Origin of the sequence: Streptomyces puniciscabiei (assembly GCF_006715785.1) — a bacterium.
GTDB classification, from domain to species: Bacteria; Actinomycetota; Actinomycetes; order Streptomycetales; family Streptomycetaceae; genus Streptomyces; species Streptomyces puniciscabiei.
Genome location: NZ_VFNX01000001.1, coordinates 5,905,456 through 5,922,348, shown reverse-complemented (window position 1 = coordinate 5,922,348; position 16,893 = coordinate 5,905,456). Strand labels below are relative to the sequence as shown.

17 protein-coding genes and 6 tRNA genes are annotated in these 16,893 nt (G+C 71.9%); 9 read left to right on the top strand and 14 right to left on the bottom strand.

Annotation, left to right across the window (positions count from 1 at the left end; all coding sequences use genetic code 11):
• From FB563_RS27465 to FB563_RS27440, 6 genes are all read right to left on the bottom strand, one after another.
• A complete protein-coding gene (locus tag FB563_RS27465) occupies nucleotides 1-591 on the bottom strand; it encodes a hypothetical protein (RefSeq protein ID WP_055708371.1) in 591 nt (196 codons plus the stop codon).
• A gap of 10 nt (nucleotides 592-601) precedes the next feature.
• Entirely contained in the window at nucleotides 602-1,471 is an 870-nt protein-coding gene (locus tag FB563_RS27460) for a carbohydrate ABC transporter permease (protein WP_055708370.1), read from the bottom strand.
• A complete protein-coding gene (locus FB563_RS27455) occupies nucleotides 1,468-2,439 on the bottom strand; it encodes a carbohydrate ABC transporter permease (RefSeq protein WP_411573210.1) in 972 nt (323 codons plus the stop codon). Before FB563_RS27455 ends, FB563_RS27460 begins: the two co-directional genes overlap by 4 nt.
• Nucleotides 2,439-3,725 carry an ABC transporter substrate-binding protein gene (locus tag FB563_RS27450; RefSeq protein WP_055708369.1) on the bottom strand — a complete coding sequence of 429 codons (1,287 nt, stop codon included), beginning with the start codon at nucleotides 3,723-3,725 and terminating at the stop codon, nucleotides 2,439-2,441. The genes FB563_RS27455 and FB563_RS27450 overlap by 1 nt, the downstream gene beginning before the upstream one ends.
• Before the next feature lie 1,714 nt (nucleotides 3,726-5,439).
• Nucleotides 5,440-5,511, bottom strand: a tRNA-Val gene (locus tag FB563_RS27445).
• A gap of 84 nt (nucleotides 5,512-5,595) precedes the next feature.
• Nucleotides 5,596-6,072, bottom strand: a complete 477-nt coding sequence (locus FB563_RS27440; RefSeq protein WP_055708464.1) for a TIGR02611 family protein — start codon at nucleotides 6,070-6,072, stop codon at nucleotides 5,596-5,598.
• A 191-nt stretch (nucleotides 6,073-6,263) separates the two neighbouring features.
• Between FB563_RS27440 and FB563_RS27435 the strand changes: the two genes are divergently transcribed.
• On the top strand, nucleotides 6,264-6,677 hold the full coding sequence (locus FB563_RS27435) for an SsgA family sporulation/cell division regulator (protein ID WP_004002642.1): 414 nt from the start codon (nucleotides 6,264-6,266) through the stop codon (nucleotides 6,675-6,677).
• A gap of 302 nt (nucleotides 6,678-6,979) precedes the next feature.
• Nucleotides 6,980-7,540 (top strand): CGNR zinc finger domain-containing protein, encoded by a 561-nt coding sequence (locus FB563_RS27430; RefSeq protein ID WP_055708465.1) that lies wholly within the window; start codon nucleotides 6,980-6,982, stop codon nucleotides 7,538-7,540.
• A 128-nt stretch (nucleotides 7,541-7,668) separates the two neighbouring features.
• Here FB563_RS27430 and FB563_RS43090 read toward each other — a convergent pair whose 3' ends face one another.
• A complete protein-coding gene (locus tag FB563_RS43090; RefSeq protein WP_165289388.1) occupies nucleotides 7,669-7,821 on the bottom strand; it encodes a hypothetical protein in 153 nt (50 codons plus the stop codon).
• A gap of 189 nt (nucleotides 7,822-8,010) precedes the next feature.
• The gene (locus tag FB563_RS27425) at nucleotides 8,011-8,466 is read right to left on the bottom strand and encodes a hypothetical protein (protein ID WP_055708466.1); all 456 of its coding nucleotides are present in this window, start codon (nucleotides 8,464-8,466) and stop codon (nucleotides 8,011-8,013) included.
• Between the two features lie 318 nt (nucleotides 8,467-8,784).
• On the opposite strand from FB563_RS27425, the gene FB563_RS27420 reads away from it, so the two are divergent.
• Complete coding sequence (locus FB563_RS27420) at nucleotides 8,785-9,309, top strand: DsbA family protein (protein WP_055708467.1); 525 nt, start codon at nucleotides 8,785-8,787, stop codon at nucleotides 9,307-9,309.
• Between the two features lie 63 nt (nucleotides 9,310-9,372).
• Here the strand turns inward: FB563_RS27420 and FB563_RS27415 are convergent, their stop codons facing one another.
• From FB563_RS27415 to FB563_RS27405, 3 genes are all read right to left on the bottom strand, one after another.
• The gene (locus FB563_RS27415; RefSeq protein ID WP_055708468.1) at nucleotides 9,373-10,197 is read right to left on the bottom strand and encodes a GNAT family N-acetyltransferase; all 825 of its coding nucleotides are present in this window, start codon (nucleotides 10,195-10,197) and stop codon (nucleotides 9,373-9,375) included.
• A 71-nt stretch (nucleotides 10,198-10,268) separates the two neighbouring features.
• Nucleotides 10,269-11,090, bottom strand: coding sequence for an aminotransferase class IV (locus tag FB563_RS27410; RefSeq protein WP_055708469.1), 822 nt, complete (start codon nucleotides 11,088-11,090; stop codon nucleotides 10,269-10,271).
• Complete coding sequence (locus FB563_RS27405) at nucleotides 11,087-12,142, bottom strand: chorismate-binding protein (RefSeq protein ID WP_055708470.1); 1,056 nt, start codon at nucleotides 12,140-12,142, stop codon at nucleotides 11,087-11,089. The genes FB563_RS27410 and FB563_RS27405 overlap by 4 nt, the downstream gene beginning before the upstream one ends.
• A gap of 178 nt (nucleotides 12,143-12,320) precedes the next feature.
• On the opposite strand from FB563_RS27405, the gene FB563_RS27400 reads away from it, so the two are divergent.
• From FB563_RS27400 to FB563_RS27380, 5 genes are all read left to right on the top strand, one after another.
• Nucleotides 12,321-12,393, top strand: a tRNA-Gly gene (locus FB563_RS27400).
• Nucleotides 12,394-12,431: 38 nt separating this feature from the next.
• A tRNA-Cys gene (locus tag FB563_RS27395) sits at nucleotides 12,432-12,505 on the top strand.
• 1 nt (nucleotide 12,506) lies between these two features.
• A tRNA-Val gene (locus tag FB563_RS27390) sits at nucleotides 12,507-12,578 on the top strand.
• 47 nt (nucleotides 12,579-12,625) lie between these two features.
• Nucleotides 12,626-12,697 (top strand) — tRNA-Val (locus FB563_RS27385).
• Nucleotides 12,698-12,726: 29 nt separating this feature from the next.
• Nucleotides 12,727-12,798: transfer RNA gene (locus FB563_RS27380), tRNA-Val, on the top strand.
• A gap of 47 nt (nucleotides 12,799-12,845) precedes the next feature.
• Here the strand turns inward: FB563_RS27380 and FB563_RS27375 are convergent.
• The 3 genes from FB563_RS27375 to FB563_RS43085 form a co-directional block, all read right to left on the bottom strand.
• Nucleotides 12,846-13,133 carry a TFIIB-type zinc ribbon-containing protein gene (locus tag FB563_RS27375; RefSeq protein ID WP_079048958.1) on the bottom strand — a complete coding sequence of 96 codons (288 nt, stop codon included), beginning with the start codon at nucleotides 13,131-13,133 and terminating at the stop codon, nucleotides 12,846-12,848.
• A gap of 80 nt (nucleotides 13,134-13,213) precedes the next feature.
• Complete coding sequence (locus FB563_RS27370) at nucleotides 13,214-14,170, bottom strand: phosphotransferase family protein (protein WP_142218950.1); 957 nt, start codon at nucleotides 14,168-14,170, stop codon at nucleotides 13,214-13,216.
• A 514-nt stretch (nucleotides 14,171-14,684) separates the two neighbouring features.
• Nucleotides 14,685-14,861, bottom strand: a complete 177-nt coding sequence (locus tag FB563_RS43085) for a hypothetical protein (RefSeq protein ID WP_030343942.1) — start codon at nucleotides 14,859-14,861, stop codon at nucleotides 14,685-14,687.
• Between the two features lie 603 nt (nucleotides 14,862-15,464).
• On the opposite strand from FB563_RS43085, the gene FB563_RS27360 reads away from it, so the two are divergent.
• On the top strand, nucleotides 15,465-16,880 hold the full coding sequence (locus FB563_RS27360) for a serine/threonine-protein kinase (RefSeq protein WP_079048778.1): 1,416 nt from the start codon (nucleotides 15,465-15,467) through the stop codon (nucleotides 16,878-16,880).
• Nucleotides 16,881-16,893: the final 13 nt, after the last annotated feature.

Genomic DNA, 16,893 nt, shown 5'->3' with positions numbered 1-16,893 from the left:
TCAGCGGCGCCGGTAGCGCTCCTCCACGGCGACGGCCGCCGCCGCGACGGCCCCGAGCACGGGGACCGCCAGCGGGGCGATGAGCAGGGCGGAGCAGACGGTGAGGACCGCCCCGCCGACCAGCAGGAAGGATCCGGCGGGGTCGCGTACGGTACGGCGCCCCGCCGCGGCGAGCAGCGCCCGCCAGCGCTCCCCCGGCGCCCAGACGGCCGCCGCGCGCAGGCCGGCCACGGCGAGCCCGATCAGCGCGAACAGCCCCACGGCCCCCACCAGCGGCCCGCCGGGCAGCCCGGCGCGTACGGCCTGTACGTCCACCCGGGCCAGCGCCGCGAGGACCCAGCCGGCGAGCCCCACCGCCCAGCCGCCGCGCAGGGCGGCCCGGACATCGGCGGCGAACTCCCGCCAGCCGCCTCGCCGGTGGCCGGTACGGCGGCGCAGATGGCGGGCGCCCGCGGCGAAGGCGGCCGGGTAGGTGACGACCCCGAGGCAGGCCACCGCGATCCACACGCCGGTCAGCAGACACTCGGCGAAGACGGCGAACCGCTGGGCGACAACGGACTCCTTGCGTGCCTTCACGCGCGCTTCGGCCATGCCGGTCGCCTCAGCCCTTCAGTCCGGAGGTCGCCATGCCGTCGATCAGATACCGCTGGAAGGCGAGGAAGAACAGCAGCACGGGCAGCAGCGCGACCAGGGACATGGCGATCATGCCGCCGTAGTCGGCGGCCACGCCGTCGGAGTCGCGGAACATCATCAGGCCCAGCGAGACCGTGTACTTGCCGGGTTCGTTGAGGTAGATCAGCGGGCCCATGAAGTCGTTCCAGGCGTTGATGAAGGTGAAGATCGCGCTGGTGATGAGCGCGGGCCGGCACAGCGGCAGCACGATCGACCAGTAGATGCGCAGATGCCCGCAGCCGTCGAGCCGGGCCGCCTCGTCCAGTTCGCGGGGCAGGCCCCGCATGAACTGCACCATGAGGAAGACGAAGAAGGCGTCGACGGCGAGGTACTTGCCGATCAGCAGCGGGGTGTAGGTGTTGATCCAGCCGAGCTTCTGGAACATCACGTACTGCGGGATCAGCAGCACGTGGTACGGCAGCAGGAGCGTGCCGATCATGAGCGAGAAGAGCAGGTTGCGCCCGGCGAACCTGATGCGGGCGAACGCGTACGCGGTCAGCGAGCAGGAGATCAGCACGCCGGCGACGGCACCGAGCGCGTAGAAGAGGGAGTTCTGGAAGAACGTCCACACGCTGACATCCGCTATGCCGTCGGCGAGGCCCTTGAAGTTGGACAGGATCGGGTGCGACGGCACCAGCGTGAGGCTGTTGATGATGTCCTTGCCGGGCTTGAACGAGGCGCCGATCACCCAGATCACCGGGTAGAGGATGACGGCGAGGATCAGCAGGGCGCCGAGATGCCAGGCGAGGGAGCCGGTGCGCCGGCGGGTGAGGACCGGTTTCGTCGTGGTCGCGCTCATCGGGCGTCCTCCTCGTAGTGCACCCACTTCCTCTGGGACCAGAAGAGGACGGCCGTCACCAGGGCCACGGCGAGCAGCAGCATCCAGGCCATGGCGGAGGCGAAGCCCATCTGGGCGTTCTTGAAGCCCTGCTGGTACAGGTAGCAGGTGTAGACGAGCGTGGCGTCGGCCGGTCCGCAGGAGGTGTTGGAGACGACGTAGGCCGAGCCGAAGATCTGGAAGGAGTGGATGGTCTCCAGCAGCACGTTGAAGAACAGCACCGGGGAGATCATCGGCAGGGTGATGCTCCAGAACCTCCGGAACGGGCCCGCGCCATCCATCTCGGCGGCCTCGTAGAGCTCCCTCGGCACCTGCTTCAGCCCCGCCAGAAAGATGACCATCGGGGCGCCGAACTGCCACACCGTCAGCGCGACCAGGCAGTACAGCACCCAGTCGGCGTTGCCGACCCAGCCGCCGACGTGCCAGCCGAAGAAGGACTGGGTGCGGTCCACGATCGCGCCGTCGGAGAACAGCGACCGCCAGACGAAGCCGACGGAGACGCTCGCGCCGATCAGCGAGGGGGCGTAGAAGGCAGCCCGGTAGAAGGCCTGGCCGCGGCGGCTCTGCGCCAGCAGCAGGGCGACGCCGAGGGCGAGCAGCAGCTTCAGCGGGGTGCCGATGACCACGTACTTGGCGGTCACCTCCACCGACTTCTGCCAGCGTGGGTCGTCGAACATCTTGGTGAAGTTGTCGAGCCCGACCCACTTCGGGGTGTTGAAGAGGTTGTAGTCGGTGAACGCGAAGTACAGCGAGGCGGCCATGGGGCCCGCGGTCAGCAGCAGGAAACCGGCGATCCACGGGGACATGAAGAGGTAACCGGCGAGGTTCTCGCGCCGACGGCCCGGCCGCCCCGGGGTGGCGGTGGCGGCCGAGCGTGCCTTGCGGGTCGCGCGCACGGAGTCCTTGACGAGCGTCACGGCGGTTCCCATCAGGCCTGGAAGGCGGCCTCGGCCTCGGTGAAGAACTGCTTCACCGCGTCCGCGACCTTCGTCCTGCCCTGTCCGAGGTCGCCGCCGATGCGCAGGAAGGCGGCCTCGATGGTGTCGGCACCGGAGGGGTGCGGGGTGATCGCGCCGAGGACGCCCGCCTCGGCGGTGTCGGCCTCGTACTGCGCGATCTCCTTGTTCACCGCGTCGGTCGGCTTGTACGCCTCGTACTGTTCGGTGCCGGCGAGGATGCCCCGGTCGTAGCCCATGATCTTGCCGACCTCGGGGTCGTGGACCATGAAGTCGATGAACTGGGCGACCTCCTTGGGGTGGGAGGTGTGGGCGGAGGCGCTGAGCATCAGGGAGGCGAGGTACTGGCCGGTGTGCCTGCCGTCCGTGGTGGGGATGGGCGCGAGGCCGTAGGTGCTGTTGCCCTCGGCGGAGTAGCGGACGGTGAAGTTGTCCCAGGTGAACTCGGAGGCGCCGTGGCCGGCGGAGAGGGAGGACTTGGGGCTGTCCTGCTGGACGACCTTCGGGTCGGTGACGATGCCCGCCTTGACCCGGTTGTAGCCGTCGGTCCACCACTCCGTCAGATCGGCCCTGTCGAAGCCGAGTCCGTCCTTGGTGTAGAAGGCCTTGCCGTTCTGGCGGAGGTAGAGGTCGTAGAGGTACATGATGGTGAAGTAGCCGGTGTCCCCGGGGACCCTCGTCCTGTCGTGGATGGTCTTCAGGGCCTTGAAGTAGTCGTCCCAGGTCCATCCCGGGTGCGGCTCGACGCCGGCCCTCTGGAACACCTTCTTGTCGATGACGAGGGCCATGGTGTTGGAACCGACAGGAATTCCGAGCTGCTTTCCGTCGACCTCGCCGACCTTCGTCACGCCGTCCCGGAAGTGATTCAGAGTCAGATTACCTGCCTGCACCTGAGACTTGAGGTCGAGGAGAATTCCGCGCTTGTCGTACTTCCGGAGAAAGGTGACGGCATTTTGGAAAACGTCCGGGGGATTTCCGCCGGCGGCCTGGGTCTGGAACTTCTCCCAGAAGGACGCGTAGGTCTGGAAGTCGGTCTTGACCTTGATCTTCGGGTACTTCTTCTCGAAGAGGGCGATGGTCCGGTTGATCTTCTTGGCCCGCTCCTCGGCACCCCACCATGAGTAACGGATCGACACCGTCCCGTCCCCGGAACCGCTTCCGCCCCCGCACCCGGTCGTCGCGGCGAGGCCCAGCGCGGCCGCCGAGGCCCCTGCGGCCTTCAGGATCGTACGCCTCTCCGGATTCCTGCTGGTTCCCATGGTGGGGCCCTCCCCGCAGCATCGTCGCCGCGTCATGAATCGTTTCAAGTAAGCGCTTGCTGGCACAAGTTACGGAGGGGTTCGGGGTGCGTCAATGCGTCGGACAGGATTTTCTTGCGGACGGCGCCGGTCCGGGGTCGGGCCGCCGGCCGTTCCCGCGACTGTCCCTGTAACTGTTGCGCTGCCGGTTCCCGCAGGTGAGCGGGGTGGGGCCGACAGGTTGAATCGAGGCGGCCGGGGCCTCTCGGCCGGGCAGGGCGGCGAGTACGCCTGGACCACGCCGGCCGGAGGGTGCCCGTCGGTGGGTGCCCGTGGTGGGCGTGCGGGCGGGGTCCGAAGCGTGTGCGTGGCGGAGGCTGCGGGCTTTCGGCGGGGGGCGGCGCGCAGTCGTCTACACGGCGCAGGGCGGTCGAGTGCCGGTTCTGTGATGTGCCGGCGGGTCGGTCGGGTTGACGGCCGTCGCGCGCGGGCGAGGGGCCGTCGGCTCTGTCGGTCTATCGATCTGTCGATCTGCCGAGCCGTCGGCCTGCGGGTTGTTTCGGCTTCGCTGCTGGTCGCCTGCGGCGCGGAGAGGACCTGGTGATGCGGGAAGGCTGGCGGCGGACGGTTGGTGGCCGCGTTCGCGATCGGGCGCCGTGCCGCTGCGCACGAGGGATGTCGCCGGGCGGCAAAGGCCGGCCGATTGCGCGCTGAGCTCGGCGCGAGAAGCGTGCAGGCGGCAGACCCGGGTCGGGGGCGCTTCCTACGGCGGCGCCGGGTCGAGGCGCACGGGGATGCGGCCGCGACGACGGATGCTGGTTCGGCGACTCGGGCACCGGCCCACCTGGTCCTGCACCGATCGCCAGCCCGGCAACCTCGGCGAAGGTCTGGGAGCCGCTGCTCATCCCGGAGAAGGGATGCCTGGAGCCGGAGCAGGGTGCGTGGATGCAGTGCTCGCACCTCGAGCCGGTACTCGAAGCGCAGAGCCGGCAGCTCGCCGCCATGGTCCGCGCAGGAGACCAACCGCTGCCTGCCGCAGTTCCGCAGGGGCCCTGGAACCACCTTTGGCCACCGGAATCCGCGCCGCAGCCCCGGAAGCCACCTCCTGCTGGTGAGGACCGCGCAGGAGACCTGGATCAACCACCCGCCCGAAGCCCCGCCCGAGGCCGGAACCACTGGTCGCAGCAGTCCCGCACAAGCCCTGCAACCACCCGCCGCCACCCAAAACCACGCCCCAGCCCGCAAGCCACCCCCTGCCGGCGAAGACCGCGCAGGAGACCTGGATCAACCACCCGCCCGAAGCCCCGCCCGAGGCCGGAACCACTGGTCGCAGCAGTCCCGCACAAGCCCTGCAACCACCCGCCGCCACCCAAAACCACGCCCCAGCCCGCAAGCCACCCCCTGCCGGCGAAGACCACGCAGGAGACCCGGATCAACCACCCGCCCGAAGCCCCGCCCGAGGCCGGAACCACTGGTCGCAGCAGTCCCGCACAAGGGTTGGAGCCGCCTCTCGCCACCGAAAGCCGCGCAGGAGACCTGGGGCCGACTCGGGCCGCCGAAAGGCGAGCAGGGAGCCCGGATCGGCCAGTCGTCGACGGGGTCTCGCAGCACACCGGTAGGACGCCTGAACCCGCTGCTCGGCGCCGGAGTCGGTCGGTGGGGTGCGGTGGCCCGGCGGGGAAGCGCATACGCCGACGGCCCACCTGCTTTTTCGCAGGTGGGCCGTCGGTCCGGGTGGGCGATACTGGGTTCGAACCAGTGACCTCTTCGGTGTGAACGAAGCGCTCTCCCACTGAGCTAATCGCCCGGGCGCAGGAAGAACATTACCCCATGTCAGGCGGTGCTTCCGACCACGGACCGGGGCGGCGGACGTCCGGGCGGCGGAGCCGGGTCACTGGCTCTTGATCTTCCACGGCATGACGAGGCCGAACTTCCACACGTAGATCCCGACCAGCACGGCCACGACCACCAGCCCGATCACGGTCAGCGCGATGTTGCGCCGGCGCACCTTGGGGTCGAGGGCCCGCTGGGCCGCCTCGGTGACCTTGCGTTTCGTCCAGCGGAGCACGAGCTGCGCCCAGACGAACTCGGTCGCCCAGATCGCCATGCCGCCGAAGATCACCACCCAGCCGGGCCCCGGCAGCGGCAGCATGACGACACCGGCGACGACGACCCCGAGGCCCACCACGAAGACGCCGACCTGCCAGCTCAGGTGCAGCAGCCGACGCGTCTTGATGAATTCCGGCGCCCGGGAACCGAGGCCGCCACCGGTGTCCTGTCCGTCGTTCTGCCCGGGTTCCTGCCGGTCCGTCCTCGCCTTGTCCGCCACCACGACGACCTCGCCCGGCTCGTCACTCCCCGTATTCATACAGACAAACCCTACCGGAGTGAATCCAGTCACCGGAATGGTCGTAGATCTCGTACGAGTTCTCGGCCGGAAGAGTTACGTAAAGACACGCAAAACCCTCAGAGGGGTTTACAACGGCATCGTAGGTGGCATGTCGATTTCGCCGACGTGCGAATCCCCGAGCGCACACTGAGCGAAAGGCCCTGGCGCTTATGAACACCACGGTCAGCTGCGAGCTGCACCTGCGCCTCGTTGTGTCGAGCGAGTCCTCCCTGCCTGTCCCCGCAGGCCTGCGGTACGACACGGCCGACCCCTACGCCGTGCACGCCACTTTCCACACCGGAGCCGAGGAGACCGTCGAGTGGGTGTTCGCCCGCGACCTCCTCGCCGAGGGGCTCCATCGGCCCACCGGAACCGGCGACGTCCGTGTCTGGCCGTCGCGCAGCCACGGTCAGGGCGTCGTGTGCATCGCCCTCAGCTCCCCGGAGGGGGAGGCCCTGCTCGAGGCCCCGGCGCGAGCCCTGGAGTCCTTCCTGAAGCGGACCGACGCCGCCGTGCCACCCGGCACGGAGCACCGGCACTTCGATCTGGATCAGGAGCTCTCGCACATCCTGGCGGAGAGCTAGGTCGCGGCCGAAAGCAGCCCGGCGCCGTCCACTCGGGGAGACGGCTCGGGCCAAGACAACCGCATACGGCACAGCCCGGCGCCGTCACCGTGAGCGATTCACGCGCGACGGCGCCGGTCTGTGCCTCCGACCTACCGCGGGCCTCCCCCGCGCAGGCCGGCGCGGGCGGGAACCAGCTCGGGCGCGAAGGCGTTCTACGGGCAGTCCCGGTCGGGCGCGGACCGGTGCGGTGGGCGGGGTTGTCGCTACCATCGGCCAGCATCGGCGGGCGTCCGCCCGACCCTCAGGCCAGGGAGCGAAACGTGCTGATCACCCACGACACCCGGTGCGCCCTCGACACCGTGGTGGATCTGGTGAACACCGCGCCGGAGGACGACGCGGCGGACGACGGACTGCCTGATGTCCCGGCTCTCGCGGATTTCGTACGAAACCACAAGATCAGCGATGTCGGTGTGCTGTCGGAGTTCGATCTCTCGGCGGTGCGCAGGGTCCGGGGGCGGTTCGCTGCGATCTTCGCGGCGCCGGACGCCCGCACCACAGCGGGGCTGATCAACGAACTGGTCGCCGCGGCGGGCACCACCCCGCGCCTGACCGACCACGACGGCTACGACTGGCATGTGCACTACTTCGCACCCGGCGCCTCCGTGGCCGACCATCTCGCCGCCGACTGCGGGATGGCACTGGCCTTCTTCGTGGTGGCCGGGGAGCGGGAGCGACTGCGGCGCTGCGAGGCACCGGACTGCCGGCGCGCCTTCGTCGACCTCTCCCGCAACCGCTCGCGCCGCTACTGCGACAGCCGCACCTGCGGAAACCGCCTGCACGTGGCCGCGTACCGGGCGCGCCGCAAGGAAGCGACGGGGTGACGAGCGCGCGGGGAAGCGCCTCAGGGGGGTTCTTGTCGTGCGCGGCATGCGGGTGCGTTGTCGCTGGTCGCAACAGAGTCGGAGCGACGTCGGTCCCGGCGGGTGGCGCCGGGACGGACGTGTACGGCTCACAGCAACAGCAGGTCGTGCAGCGCAGCCATGAGCAGCAGACACCCGATCACCGCAAGGAAGATCATCAGCGGTGGCTGGGATAGGGCGAAGAGGCACCCGCGCGGCTCGTCCTTCGGCGGCGCGGCCTCGCTCTGTCTCGTGTCCAGCATCTCGCCGCAGATCATGACGCAGGACGGACCCCGTACGCGATCAACACACCCGCGTGATGCGGGAGTTGCCACATAACGCGCCGTCTCGCCCGACTTGCTTCGGGTTGTGAACGGTTCCGGACGTGCGCGCGTCGCTCTGTGTCGATTCAGTAGGACGGGGCAGAGCGCCCTGGCGCGGCATGCGGTCGGTCATATGCCGTGCTTCTTGAGGATGGCCTCGATGTCACTGAAGTCGTCGGTGGACCCCTTGGCCCGCGGGGTGGTGGCGGAGCCGGTCGCGGAGCCGGTCGCGGGCCGGGTGCTCGGGCCCAGGGAAGGCGCGGAGGCCCCCGGGGCCACGGCATCGGACCGGTCGCCGCGGGCCGCCTTGCGCTCGGCGCGGGTGCCACCGCGCCGGCGTTCGACCGCCCGGGTGCCCGCGAACAGGAGCCAGGCCGCGCCCAGCACCCCGAAGCCCGCCCAGGCGGTGGGGCTGAAGGCGGTGTCGGCGAGCCAGCCGACGACCCCGGTCATCACCAGGCCGACCGGCACCAGTGAGTAGGCGGCGATGCGGGTCGCCGCGAGGAAACGCCTGCGGTAGGCCGTGACCACCGCGATGCCCAGGCCTGCCACGGAGACGGCGGAGCAGACGGTCTCGGCAATCATCCGGTCCTCCTGGCGGGCTCGGTCGGATGGAGGGCGACGCTCGGCGGACGCGGCGCACCGGCACGGCGCGCGGCCCCCGTCCACCTCCATCCTGCCCCGCCCCGTCCTCGCGATGCCACGCCCGCGCCGGACATCAGGGACATCTCCGGGTCGTCTCCTACTGGGGTGCCGGTGCGGTGCCGTACGGCGGTGGCGTCCCGGTGCCGTACGGCGGTGGCATCCCGGTGCCGTGCCGTACGGCGGTGGCATCCCGCAGCCGCACGGCGGCCGTGCCGTCCCGATTGGGTCGCCCGCGTCCGGCCTGGAAGACTGGTCGGCATGAGCGACTCCTCCCCCGCACGCAGCGATGCCCCGGTCCTCGACGTCTGGTGCGAGCTCCAGTGCCCCGACTGCCGCACCGCCCTGGACGACGTCCGGGCCCTGCGTGCCCGCTACGGCGACCGTCTCGAGCTGCGGCTGCGGCACTTCCCGCTGGAGAAGCACAAGCACGCCTTCGCCGCCGCGCAGGCCGCCGAGGAGGCGCTGGTGCAGGGCAAGGGCTGGCCGTACGTGGAGGCCGTGCTGGAGCGGGTCGAGGAGCTGGATCGCGGGGGCGAGCCCTTCCTGGTCGAGGTGGCCCGTGAACTGGGCCTGGACGCCGAGGAGTTCGACACCGCGCTGATCGACGGCCGGCACATCCTGATCGTGGACGCCGACCAGGCCGAGGGCAAGGCGATCGGGGTGACCGGCACGCCGACGTACGTCATCGGCGGGGAACGCCTCGACGGCGGCAAGAGCCAGGAGGGGCTGCGGACGCGCATCGAGGAGATCGCCGACCGGCTGCTGGGCGGCCAGGAGGCCTGAGCCGCGCCCCAGGACACGCCGCGGGACACGCCGCGGGACGCACCGCGGGAGCCCGGCCGGTGCCTAGAGCAGGGGTTTGGCGAGGGAGTGGGTCGTCGTCTCGTAGCCGAGTGACTCGTACAGCCGCTCGGCCGGGGTGTTGCCCGCGAACACATTGAGGCCTAGGACCGGCCGGCCGGCCTCGATCGCCTGGCGCTCGGCCAGCAGCATCAGCGTGCGGCCGTGTCCCCGGCCGCGCTGGGCCGCGTCGGCCGCTACGTCGAACACGTACGCCCTGGTGTCCTGCAGGGCGACCCACAGCGTGCCCACCCGGGTCCCTTCGTGCTCCAGGACGCTGCAGATCATGCCGGCGGTCGCGAGACCGTCCGGCAACAGTGCCTCGTGGTTCCTGCGTGCCTTGGCGTGGGCCGTGGCCTCGGGGACACCGCGCTCGATCCACGAGCGCGCGTACCGCTCGGTCTCGGACGCCAGCCACGCGGCGAACTCGGCTTCGGTCATGGGCCGCGCCCTGTTGCCCGGCGGCAGCCCGGGCGGGGTGGTGCCGAGGCGCTTCTCCATGCCGCGGTTGCGCAGGGTGTATCCGAGGGCGCCGAACAGGCGCAGGGCGATGTCGGCCGAGGCGGGGACCAGGGTCTCGATCTGCGTGCAGCCCCAGCCGCGCGCCACCTCCTCGGCGGCGAGCGCGGCCACCGTGCCCCGGCCGCGCCGCCGGTCGGGCTCGGCGATCCGCAGGTCGACGACGCGGGCCACCGAGTCGCCGAGGGACGGCGAGGTGCCGAGGTGGATCTCGCCGACGGGGCGGCTGTTCACGCACACCTGGTAGCGACGGGAACGGGTGCCGTCGGGGTGCTGCTGCAGCGGCTCGACCGGCCGCAGGGTCGTGGTCATCACAGGTGTTCTACCCGTGGCCGGCCACCGAGTCAGCCCGTTTTCCGCACCGTCCTCGGCCCGTCCCCGGCTCAGGGGTCCAGGTCCTGCCCGGACCGCTCGTCGAAGATCCGCATGGCCTTGGCGGTCACCGGGCCGGGGGTGCCGGGCAGCTCGCGGTCGTCGACGCGGTGGATGGCCTGGATGTCGCGCAGGGTCGAGGTGAGGAAGATCTCGTCGGCGCCCCGCAGTACGTCCAGCGGCAGGTCGGTCTCCTTGGCGCCGGTCCACTCGACGGTCAGCGCGCGGGTGATGCCGGGCAGGCAGCCGGAGGCGACCGGCGGGGTGTGGATCTCGCCGTCGAGGACGACGAAGACGTTCGACCCGGTGCCCTCGCAGAGCTGTCCGACCGTGTTGCCGAACAGTGCTTCCGACGCGCCGTGCTCATGGGCGCGGGCGAGGGCGACGACGTTCTCCGCGTACGAGGTGGTCTTCAGGCCGGTGAGGGCGCCGCGTTCGTTGCGGGTCCACGGGACGGTGATCACGGCGGTGGTGTCGGGGCGGCGGGTGGTCTCGCCGAGGGCGACCACGAGGGTCGGGCCCTGCTCGCCGCGGTCGGAGCCGAGCGGGCCGTGGCCGCCGGTGTAGGTGATCCGCAGCCGGCCGAGCGGCATCGGGTTCGCCTCCAGGACCGCCGCGCAGGCCTCGCGGACCTCGTCGTGGTCGGGGTCGGGCAGGCCGAGGCCCCGGGCCGAGCGGGTCAGCCGGTCCAGGTGCCGGGTGAGGGCGAACGGCCTGCCGTGGACCGCCTTCACCGTCTCGAAGATGCCGTCGCCGACGGTCAGCCCGTGGTCGAAGACGGAGACGCGGGCGGACTCCAGGTCCCGCAGCCCGCCGTCCAGCCAGATCCTCATGCCAACACCTCTCCACTTGCCTCGTACGCCCCCGACGCTACCGCGAGCAGCCGGGACGCCTTCAGCTCGGTCTCCCGCCACTCACCCTCGGGGTCGGAGCCCCAGGTGATGCCGGCGCCGGTGCCGAAGCGCAGCATCCCGGCCCCCCGGTCGATCCAGAAGGTGCGGATGCCCACGGCCAGCTCGCCCGTGCCCCGGTCGGCGTCGACCCAGCCGATGCCCCCGCAGTACGGCCCGCGCGGGGCGGTCTCGAGGGCCTCGATGATCGTGAGGGCGCTCGACTTGGGGGCACCGGTCACCGAGCCGGGCGGGAAGGCGGCGGCCAGCAGGTCCGGCCAGCCCGCCCCGTCCCGCAGCTCGCCGCGGACCGTGGAGACCAGGTGGACCAGGCCGGGGTGCTTCTCCACGGCGCACAGATCGGGGACGGTGACGCTGCCGGTCGCGCAGACACGCCCGATGTCGTTGCGGACCAGGTCCACGATCATCACGTTCTCGGCGTAGTCCTTCTCCAGCAGGTCCGCCTCCGTGCGTCCGGTGCCCTTGATCGGCCCCGACTCCACGACACGCCCGCGACGGCGCAGGAACAGCTCGGGCGAGGCGGTGGCGATCTCCACGCCGTGCTCGGGCAGCCTGATCGTCCCCGCGTACGGCGCCGGGTTGCCGCGCGCCAGCAGGGCGGTCAGGGCGTCGACGTCGGCGTCCGGGGCGACCGGCGCGCCGAGCACCCGGCAGAGGTTGGCCTGGTAGACCTCGCCGGCCGCTATGTGCTCGCGTATCCGGCGGACAGCGGTCGTGTACGCGGCCCGGTCCAGGGAGGAGGTCCACTCCCCCACCGCCGGGCCCCGCCAGCCGCCCGGCACCGGGGCGGGCACCGGCTCCTCGCGCACGTCCGCGAAGCGGGCGCAGGTCAGGCCGCCCTCGAAGTCCGCGCAGACGGCCCAGAAGCCCGTGGAGTCCAGGGCGGCCGGGTCGCTGGTCACGTCGACGAGACCCGTGGCGACGCGGTCGCCGAAGCGGGCCAGGGGAGGGAGGCCGGAAAGGTGGTGAAGCACGTGGTCGAGTCTAGGTCGGGTGTCCGACAGGTGGCCCCGGGATGTCCCGGAGGGGGCTCTGACCACGGGGTCCGCCGGGGGCAGCGCAGCACGCTGCGCAAACGCGTTTTTGTACTGGCCCGGGAATCCGCTAGAGTTCAACACGTCGCCGGGACGCGGAAGCGGACCGAAACGACAAGCGGACGTAGCTCAGTTGGTAGAGCGCAACCTTGCCAAGGTTGAGGTCGCGAGTTCGAGCCTCGTCGTCCGCTCGAAGGAAGAAGGGGTCGTCCCGATCCCCTACACTCCTGGTGGAGTGGCCGAGAGGCGAGGCAACGGCCTGCAAAGCCGTCTACACGGGTTCAAATCCCGTCTCCACCTCCAAGGACGATTAGCTCAGCGGGAGAGCGCTTCCCTGACACGGAAGAGGTCACTGGTTCAATCCCAGTATCGTCCACTGGATCTTCTCGCAGGATCCACGGGTCTTCTCGAAGATCCCCACCCGCGCGATTAGCTCAGCGGGAGAGCGCTTCCCTGACACGGAAGAGGTCACTGGTTCAATCCCAGTATCGCGCACTGTCCGTGACCCCCGGGTCACGGCCCGCGGACGATTAGCTCAGCGGGAGAGCGCTTCCCTGACACGGAAGAGGTCACTGGTTCAATCCCAGTATCGTCCACACAGCGGCAAGCCCCCGGTCTCGCGACCGGGGGCTTGTTCGTGTGCTCAGCTGGAGAACAGCATGTGCGCCCAGCTCTTGTGGTGGCCGTGGGGGCCGTGGTGCCCGTGGCCGGCGTGGTGACCGCCGTGCGGGGCGCCCCAGGCGGGTGCCGGCGGCGCCGGGTAGGCCTGCGGGGCGGGCGGGACGGGCTTGGACCACTGGGCCTCCAGCTGCGTCAGCGCCTCCAGCTCGCCGTAGTCGAGGAAGATGCCGCGGCAGCCGCTGCACTGCTCGATCTGGACGCCGCTGCGGTTGTAGGTGTGCATCGGCGCGTGACACTTCGGACAATGCATGGTCGGCTCAACTCCTCGCCGGTCGGTCCTGCTTCGCGTCTCCCCAGGACAGACTCCGTCCAGCCCTGGCCGGTTGCAGCCTAGTCCGTCACGCCGGGCGCCAACTGGTGCGGAATCGGGGTCATTCGGGCACATGCGTCGACAGTCGCCTGTTCCACCTCGTCCAGCGGACGGCCGGCCGCGAGCGCCTTGGCGACGGCGCGGGCGGCCGTCTGCACGGTCAGCGCGCGGGCCGGGACGTCCAGGGCGGGCCAGGGGTCGCCGGCCGCGGGTACGGCCGGGCCGCCGGCCCGCTGGTACGCGCCGAGGAAGCGCGTCCACTCGTCGGGCGGGAGGAGGCCGCAGGCATACCAGGCGGCGGGCCGGGCGAGGTCCCAGGCCGGGACGCCGGCTCCCAGGTCGTCGACGTCGATCAGGCGCCAGGGGCCGTCCGGTGCCGGGTGGCGGACGAGCTGGCCGAGGTGCAGGTCGCCGTGGCAGAGGGCAGGGGTGCCGGGCATGGGGGCCTCGGCCCGGGCCCAGGCGGGCAGCGCGGCCCAGGCGGCGAGGACCGGGCCGGCCGCCGGATGCGGCGTGGAACGCAGGACCGAGTGCAGCCGGGCGACGGCGCGGGCGGCGTTGACGGGGCCGCGCATCGGGGGCAGGCCGGCGGGTGGCGGCGTGCGGTGCAACCGGGCGAGGAGGACGGCGGTGGCCTCCCAGGGCGCCGCGTCCCGGTCGTCGGGGTCCACGGGGGTGCCGTACGGCCAGAACGTCGCCAGGCGGTTCAGCACGGGTGCGGGGACAGGGGCGAGCGGGGGGAGGAGTACGTCGGGGAGGCCGGCGGCCACGGCGAGGCGCCGGGTCAGCTCGGCGGGGTCGGTACCGGGGGCGTGAGCCTTGGCGACGGTTCCGGCGTGCCGTACGACGGTGGCGTCGGGGCGGTCGGCGAGAGGGACGGTGCCGCAGACGCAGGGGGCTCCGCCGGTGCCGGGGTGTGCGGCGGCCCTGACCTTCGCGGTGAGCGCGGGTATGAGGGCGGGGGTGTCAGTGGTCAACGGTGCCTCGGGACGGTGGGGTGCGCTGGTGAGGGTACTGGTGCCGACCGGGGGTGGGGAGGCTCGCTCGCGCCGGCGGGGTGCCGCCTGCGCCCACCCGCGCCACCCCAGCGGCACGGCTGCCCGCACGCTGCGCAGTTCGTACGGCTGGCGCGGTGCTGGGTGGGCACCGCGCCAAGCAGCACGACCGCCCGCAGGCCGCGCAGGCCGTACACCCGCCGCGGCCGGGTGGACGTCGACGGCGGGAGGTGCCCCGAAGGGGCGGGGCTGGATCGATGTGAGGCTCCGCCGCGTGGGCGCGAGCAGCCACGACGCACCCGCACGCGGCAATGCGCCGCACCTCCACGGCGTGCCCCCGCCTCCGTCCCACGCGCGCCGCGCCCGAAAACGGCGCATGCCGGCGCAGCTCCCCAGCTGCGCCGGCATTTGTGCCGTCCGCCGCACCCCCGTCCCCACGGGGTTTCCTGGATGGATGTCCCCGCCCGGACCGCTCTTCCGGGCCTGGGGTCGCCGCTCAGCGCCCCAGCATCGCACCCACGGACGACGCCTGTGTGGCCACCGTCTCCCAGCCGTCGAAGACGAGCAGGAGCAGGGCCGCCAGGGGAAGGGCCATGAGCGTCGCCACCAGGGGGTGGCGACGGCCCGTGCGGCGCGGTGCGAACGCCGGGCGTCGCGGTGCCGTGTGGGCCATGGTCCCTCTCCTGACCGTGTCGGTTGTCGTCGGCAGCGGCGGGTGTCTGACCTCGGGGGACGAGTGCTGCACCCGCCGCCTGACCTCAAATCTAGGTGCGGGGCGCCTGCCGGGCGTCATGCCCTCGTACCGATTGCCGGGCCTCCCCGAGGATGAGCCACAACTCGGGACGTACTCCCCTGGGTGGAGACGCGGGTCGGGGTCTCGGGGTCTTCCCGGAAGGGGCCGCCCGCTGTGTCCGGTCATTTCCGAAGGGTCCGGCGAGCACGAGGAGTGACTTCGATCACTCCGGACGGGTGTGGGAGATGTGCCGCGTCCGGTGCGCGGCCCGTCCCGCGTCCGGGTCCGCGGTCGGTCCGCGGTGGGCGCCGGACGGCTGCCCCGACCCGCAGGTCCTGGCCTCTCGCGACCTCAACACCCGGACAGCGATGATCGGTTGAGGGTTCCCACGCTCCAAGGACCCCGTGCCGGCCCGCTTCCTGACCGCGTTTCACCTCGTACCGGCGGTCGGCACAATCCGTCCGGACCGGAGGGCGCGGCCTCTGCGCGCAGGCGGCCGTGGAAACGTAAGCTGTGCCACGTCACAGGGACCGGGCAGCGGGGATGAACATGGCGATGATGCGCCTGAGGCGCGAGGACCCGCGCGTCGTCGGCTCGTTCAGGCTTCACCGACGGCTCGGCGCGGGTGGGATGGGCGTGGTCTACCTCGGCTCCGACAAGAAGGGGCAACGGGTCGCGCTGAAGGTGATCCGGCCGGATCTCGCGGAGGACCAGGAGTTCCGGTCGCGGTTCGCCCGGGAGGTCTCGGCGGCCCGGCGGATCAGGGGCGGCTGCACGGCCCGGCTGGTCGCCGCGGACCTGGAGGCCGAGCGGCCCTGGTTCGCCACGCAGTACGTGCCCGGCCCCTCCCTGCACGACAAGGTCGCCGACGAGGGCCCCCTGAGCGCGGCCGACACGGCGGCGGTCGGCGCGGCCCTTTCCGAGGGCCTGGTCGCGGTGCACGAGGCCGGCGTGGTCCACCGGGACCTCAAGCCGTCCAACATCCTGCTGTCCCCCAAGGGGCCGCGGATCATCGACTTCGGCATCGCCTGGGCCACCGGCGCCTCCACACTCACCCATGTCGGTACGGCGGTCGGCTCCCCCGGGTTCCTCGCACCCGAGCAGGTGCGCGGCGCGGCCGTCACCCCGGCGACGGACGTGTTCTCCCTGGGCGCGACCCTCGCCTACGCCTCCACCGGCGACTCGCCCTTCGGGCACGGCAGTTCCGAGGTGATGCTGTACCGGGTGGTGCACGAGGAGCCGCAGCTGCACGGCGTACCGGACGCGCTCGCCCCGCTGGTGCGGGCCTGCCTGGCGAAGGACCCCGAGGACCGGCCCAGCACGCTGCAGCTGTCGCTGCGGCTGAAGGAGATCGCCGCCCGCGAGGCGCAGGGCCTGACCGACGTACGGCCGCCGGCGCCGCGGGCCGCGGAGGCGGACCGGCCCACCGGGCGGCTCGTGGACACCTACCCCGAGCAGCAGCGCACCCAGAGGCGCACCGCCCCCGGCACCCCGGTGCCGCGCGGCGGTGCGCCCGCCCGGGGCGGTGCGCCGGCGCGCGGCGGAGCGTCCGCGCGGACCGGCGGCGGCCCGCGCGGCAACGGCACGGGGGCCTCGGCGCGGCCGGGTTCAGGACGTCCCACCCCGCCGCCGCGCGGCGGTGACCGGCGCTCGGGCAACGGGACCCGTCCGGCCCGGCGCAACGGTTCGGGGCGGCCGGTGCAGCGTACGACCGGCACCGGGCTGCGGCCGGCCAATCCCCGGCTGCTGCGTCAGCGGCTGTTCGTGTTCGTCGTGGTGACGTTGCTCGTGGCGCTCGGCATCGCGGTGGCCCAGGGCTGCCAGGGCCCGGCCCGCGGCCTCGGCGACGACGGCGGCCGGCACCAGCGGCTCGCACAGCCGAGCCATCCGTCGGCGGTCACCGGCCGGCCGGTGACCGACCGGTACGGGCCGACGCCGGGTCAGGGCCTGGACACGTGACCCGCGGTCCGGA

Bases quoted from the DNA above. Each gene is read 5' to 3' on its own strand.
- FB563_RS27360 (WP_079048778.1), top strand. From the start codon at position 15,465: ATGAACATGGCGATGATGCGCCTGAGGCGCGAGGACCCGCGCGTCGTC.
- FB563_RS43090 (WP_165289388.1), bottom strand. From the start codon at position 7,821: ATGCTGGACACGAGACAGAGCGAGGCCGCGCCGCCGAAGGACGAGCCG.
- FB563_RS27420 (WP_055708467.1), top strand. From the start codon at position 8,785: ATGAGCGACTCCTCCCCCGCACGCAGCGATGCCCCGGTCCTCGACGTC.
- FB563_RS27375 (WP_079048958.1), bottom strand. From the start codon at position 13,133: ATGCATTGTCCGAAGTGTCACGCGCCGATGCACACCTACAACCGCAGC.
- FB563_RS27435 (WP_004002642.1), top strand. From the start codon at position 6,264: ATGAACACCACGGTCAGCTGCGAGCTGCACCTGCGCCTCGTTGTGTCG.
- FB563_RS27425 (WP_055708466.1), bottom strand. From the start codon at position 8,466: ATGATTGCCGAGACCGTCTGCTCCGCCGTCTCCGTGGCAGGCCTGGGC.
- FB563_RS27455 (WP_411573210.1), bottom strand. From the start codon at position 2,439: ATGGGAACCGCCGTGACGCTCGTCAAGGACTCCGTGCGCGCGACCCGC.
- FB563_RS27415 (WP_055708468.1), bottom strand. From the start codon at position 10,197: ATGACCACGACCCTGCGGCCGGTCGAGCCGCTGCAGCAGCACCCCGAC.
- FB563_RS27450 (WP_055708369.1), bottom strand. From the start codon at position 3,725: ATGGGAACCAGCAGGAATCCGGAGAGGCGTACGATCCTGAAGGCCGCA.
- FB563_RS27465 (WP_055708371.1), bottom strand. From the start codon at position 591: ATGGCCGAAGCGCGCGTGAAGGCACGCAAGGAGTCCGTTGTCGCCCAG.
- FB563_RS27460 (WP_055708370.1), bottom strand. From the start codon at position 1,471: ATGAGCGCGACCACGACGAAACCGGTCCTCACCCGCCGGCGCACCGGC.
- FB563_RS27410 (WP_055708469.1), bottom strand. From the start codon at position 11,090: ATGAGGATCTGGCTGGACGGCGGGCTGCGGGACCTGGAGTCCGCCCGC.
- FB563_RS27440 (WP_055708464.1), bottom strand. From the start codon at position 6,072: ATGAATACGGGGAGTGACGAGCCGGGCGAGGTCGTCGTGGTGGCGGAC.
- FB563_RS43085 (WP_030343942.1), bottom strand. From the start codon at position 14,861: ATGGCCCACACGGCACCGCGACGCCCGGCGTTCGCACCGCGCCGCACG.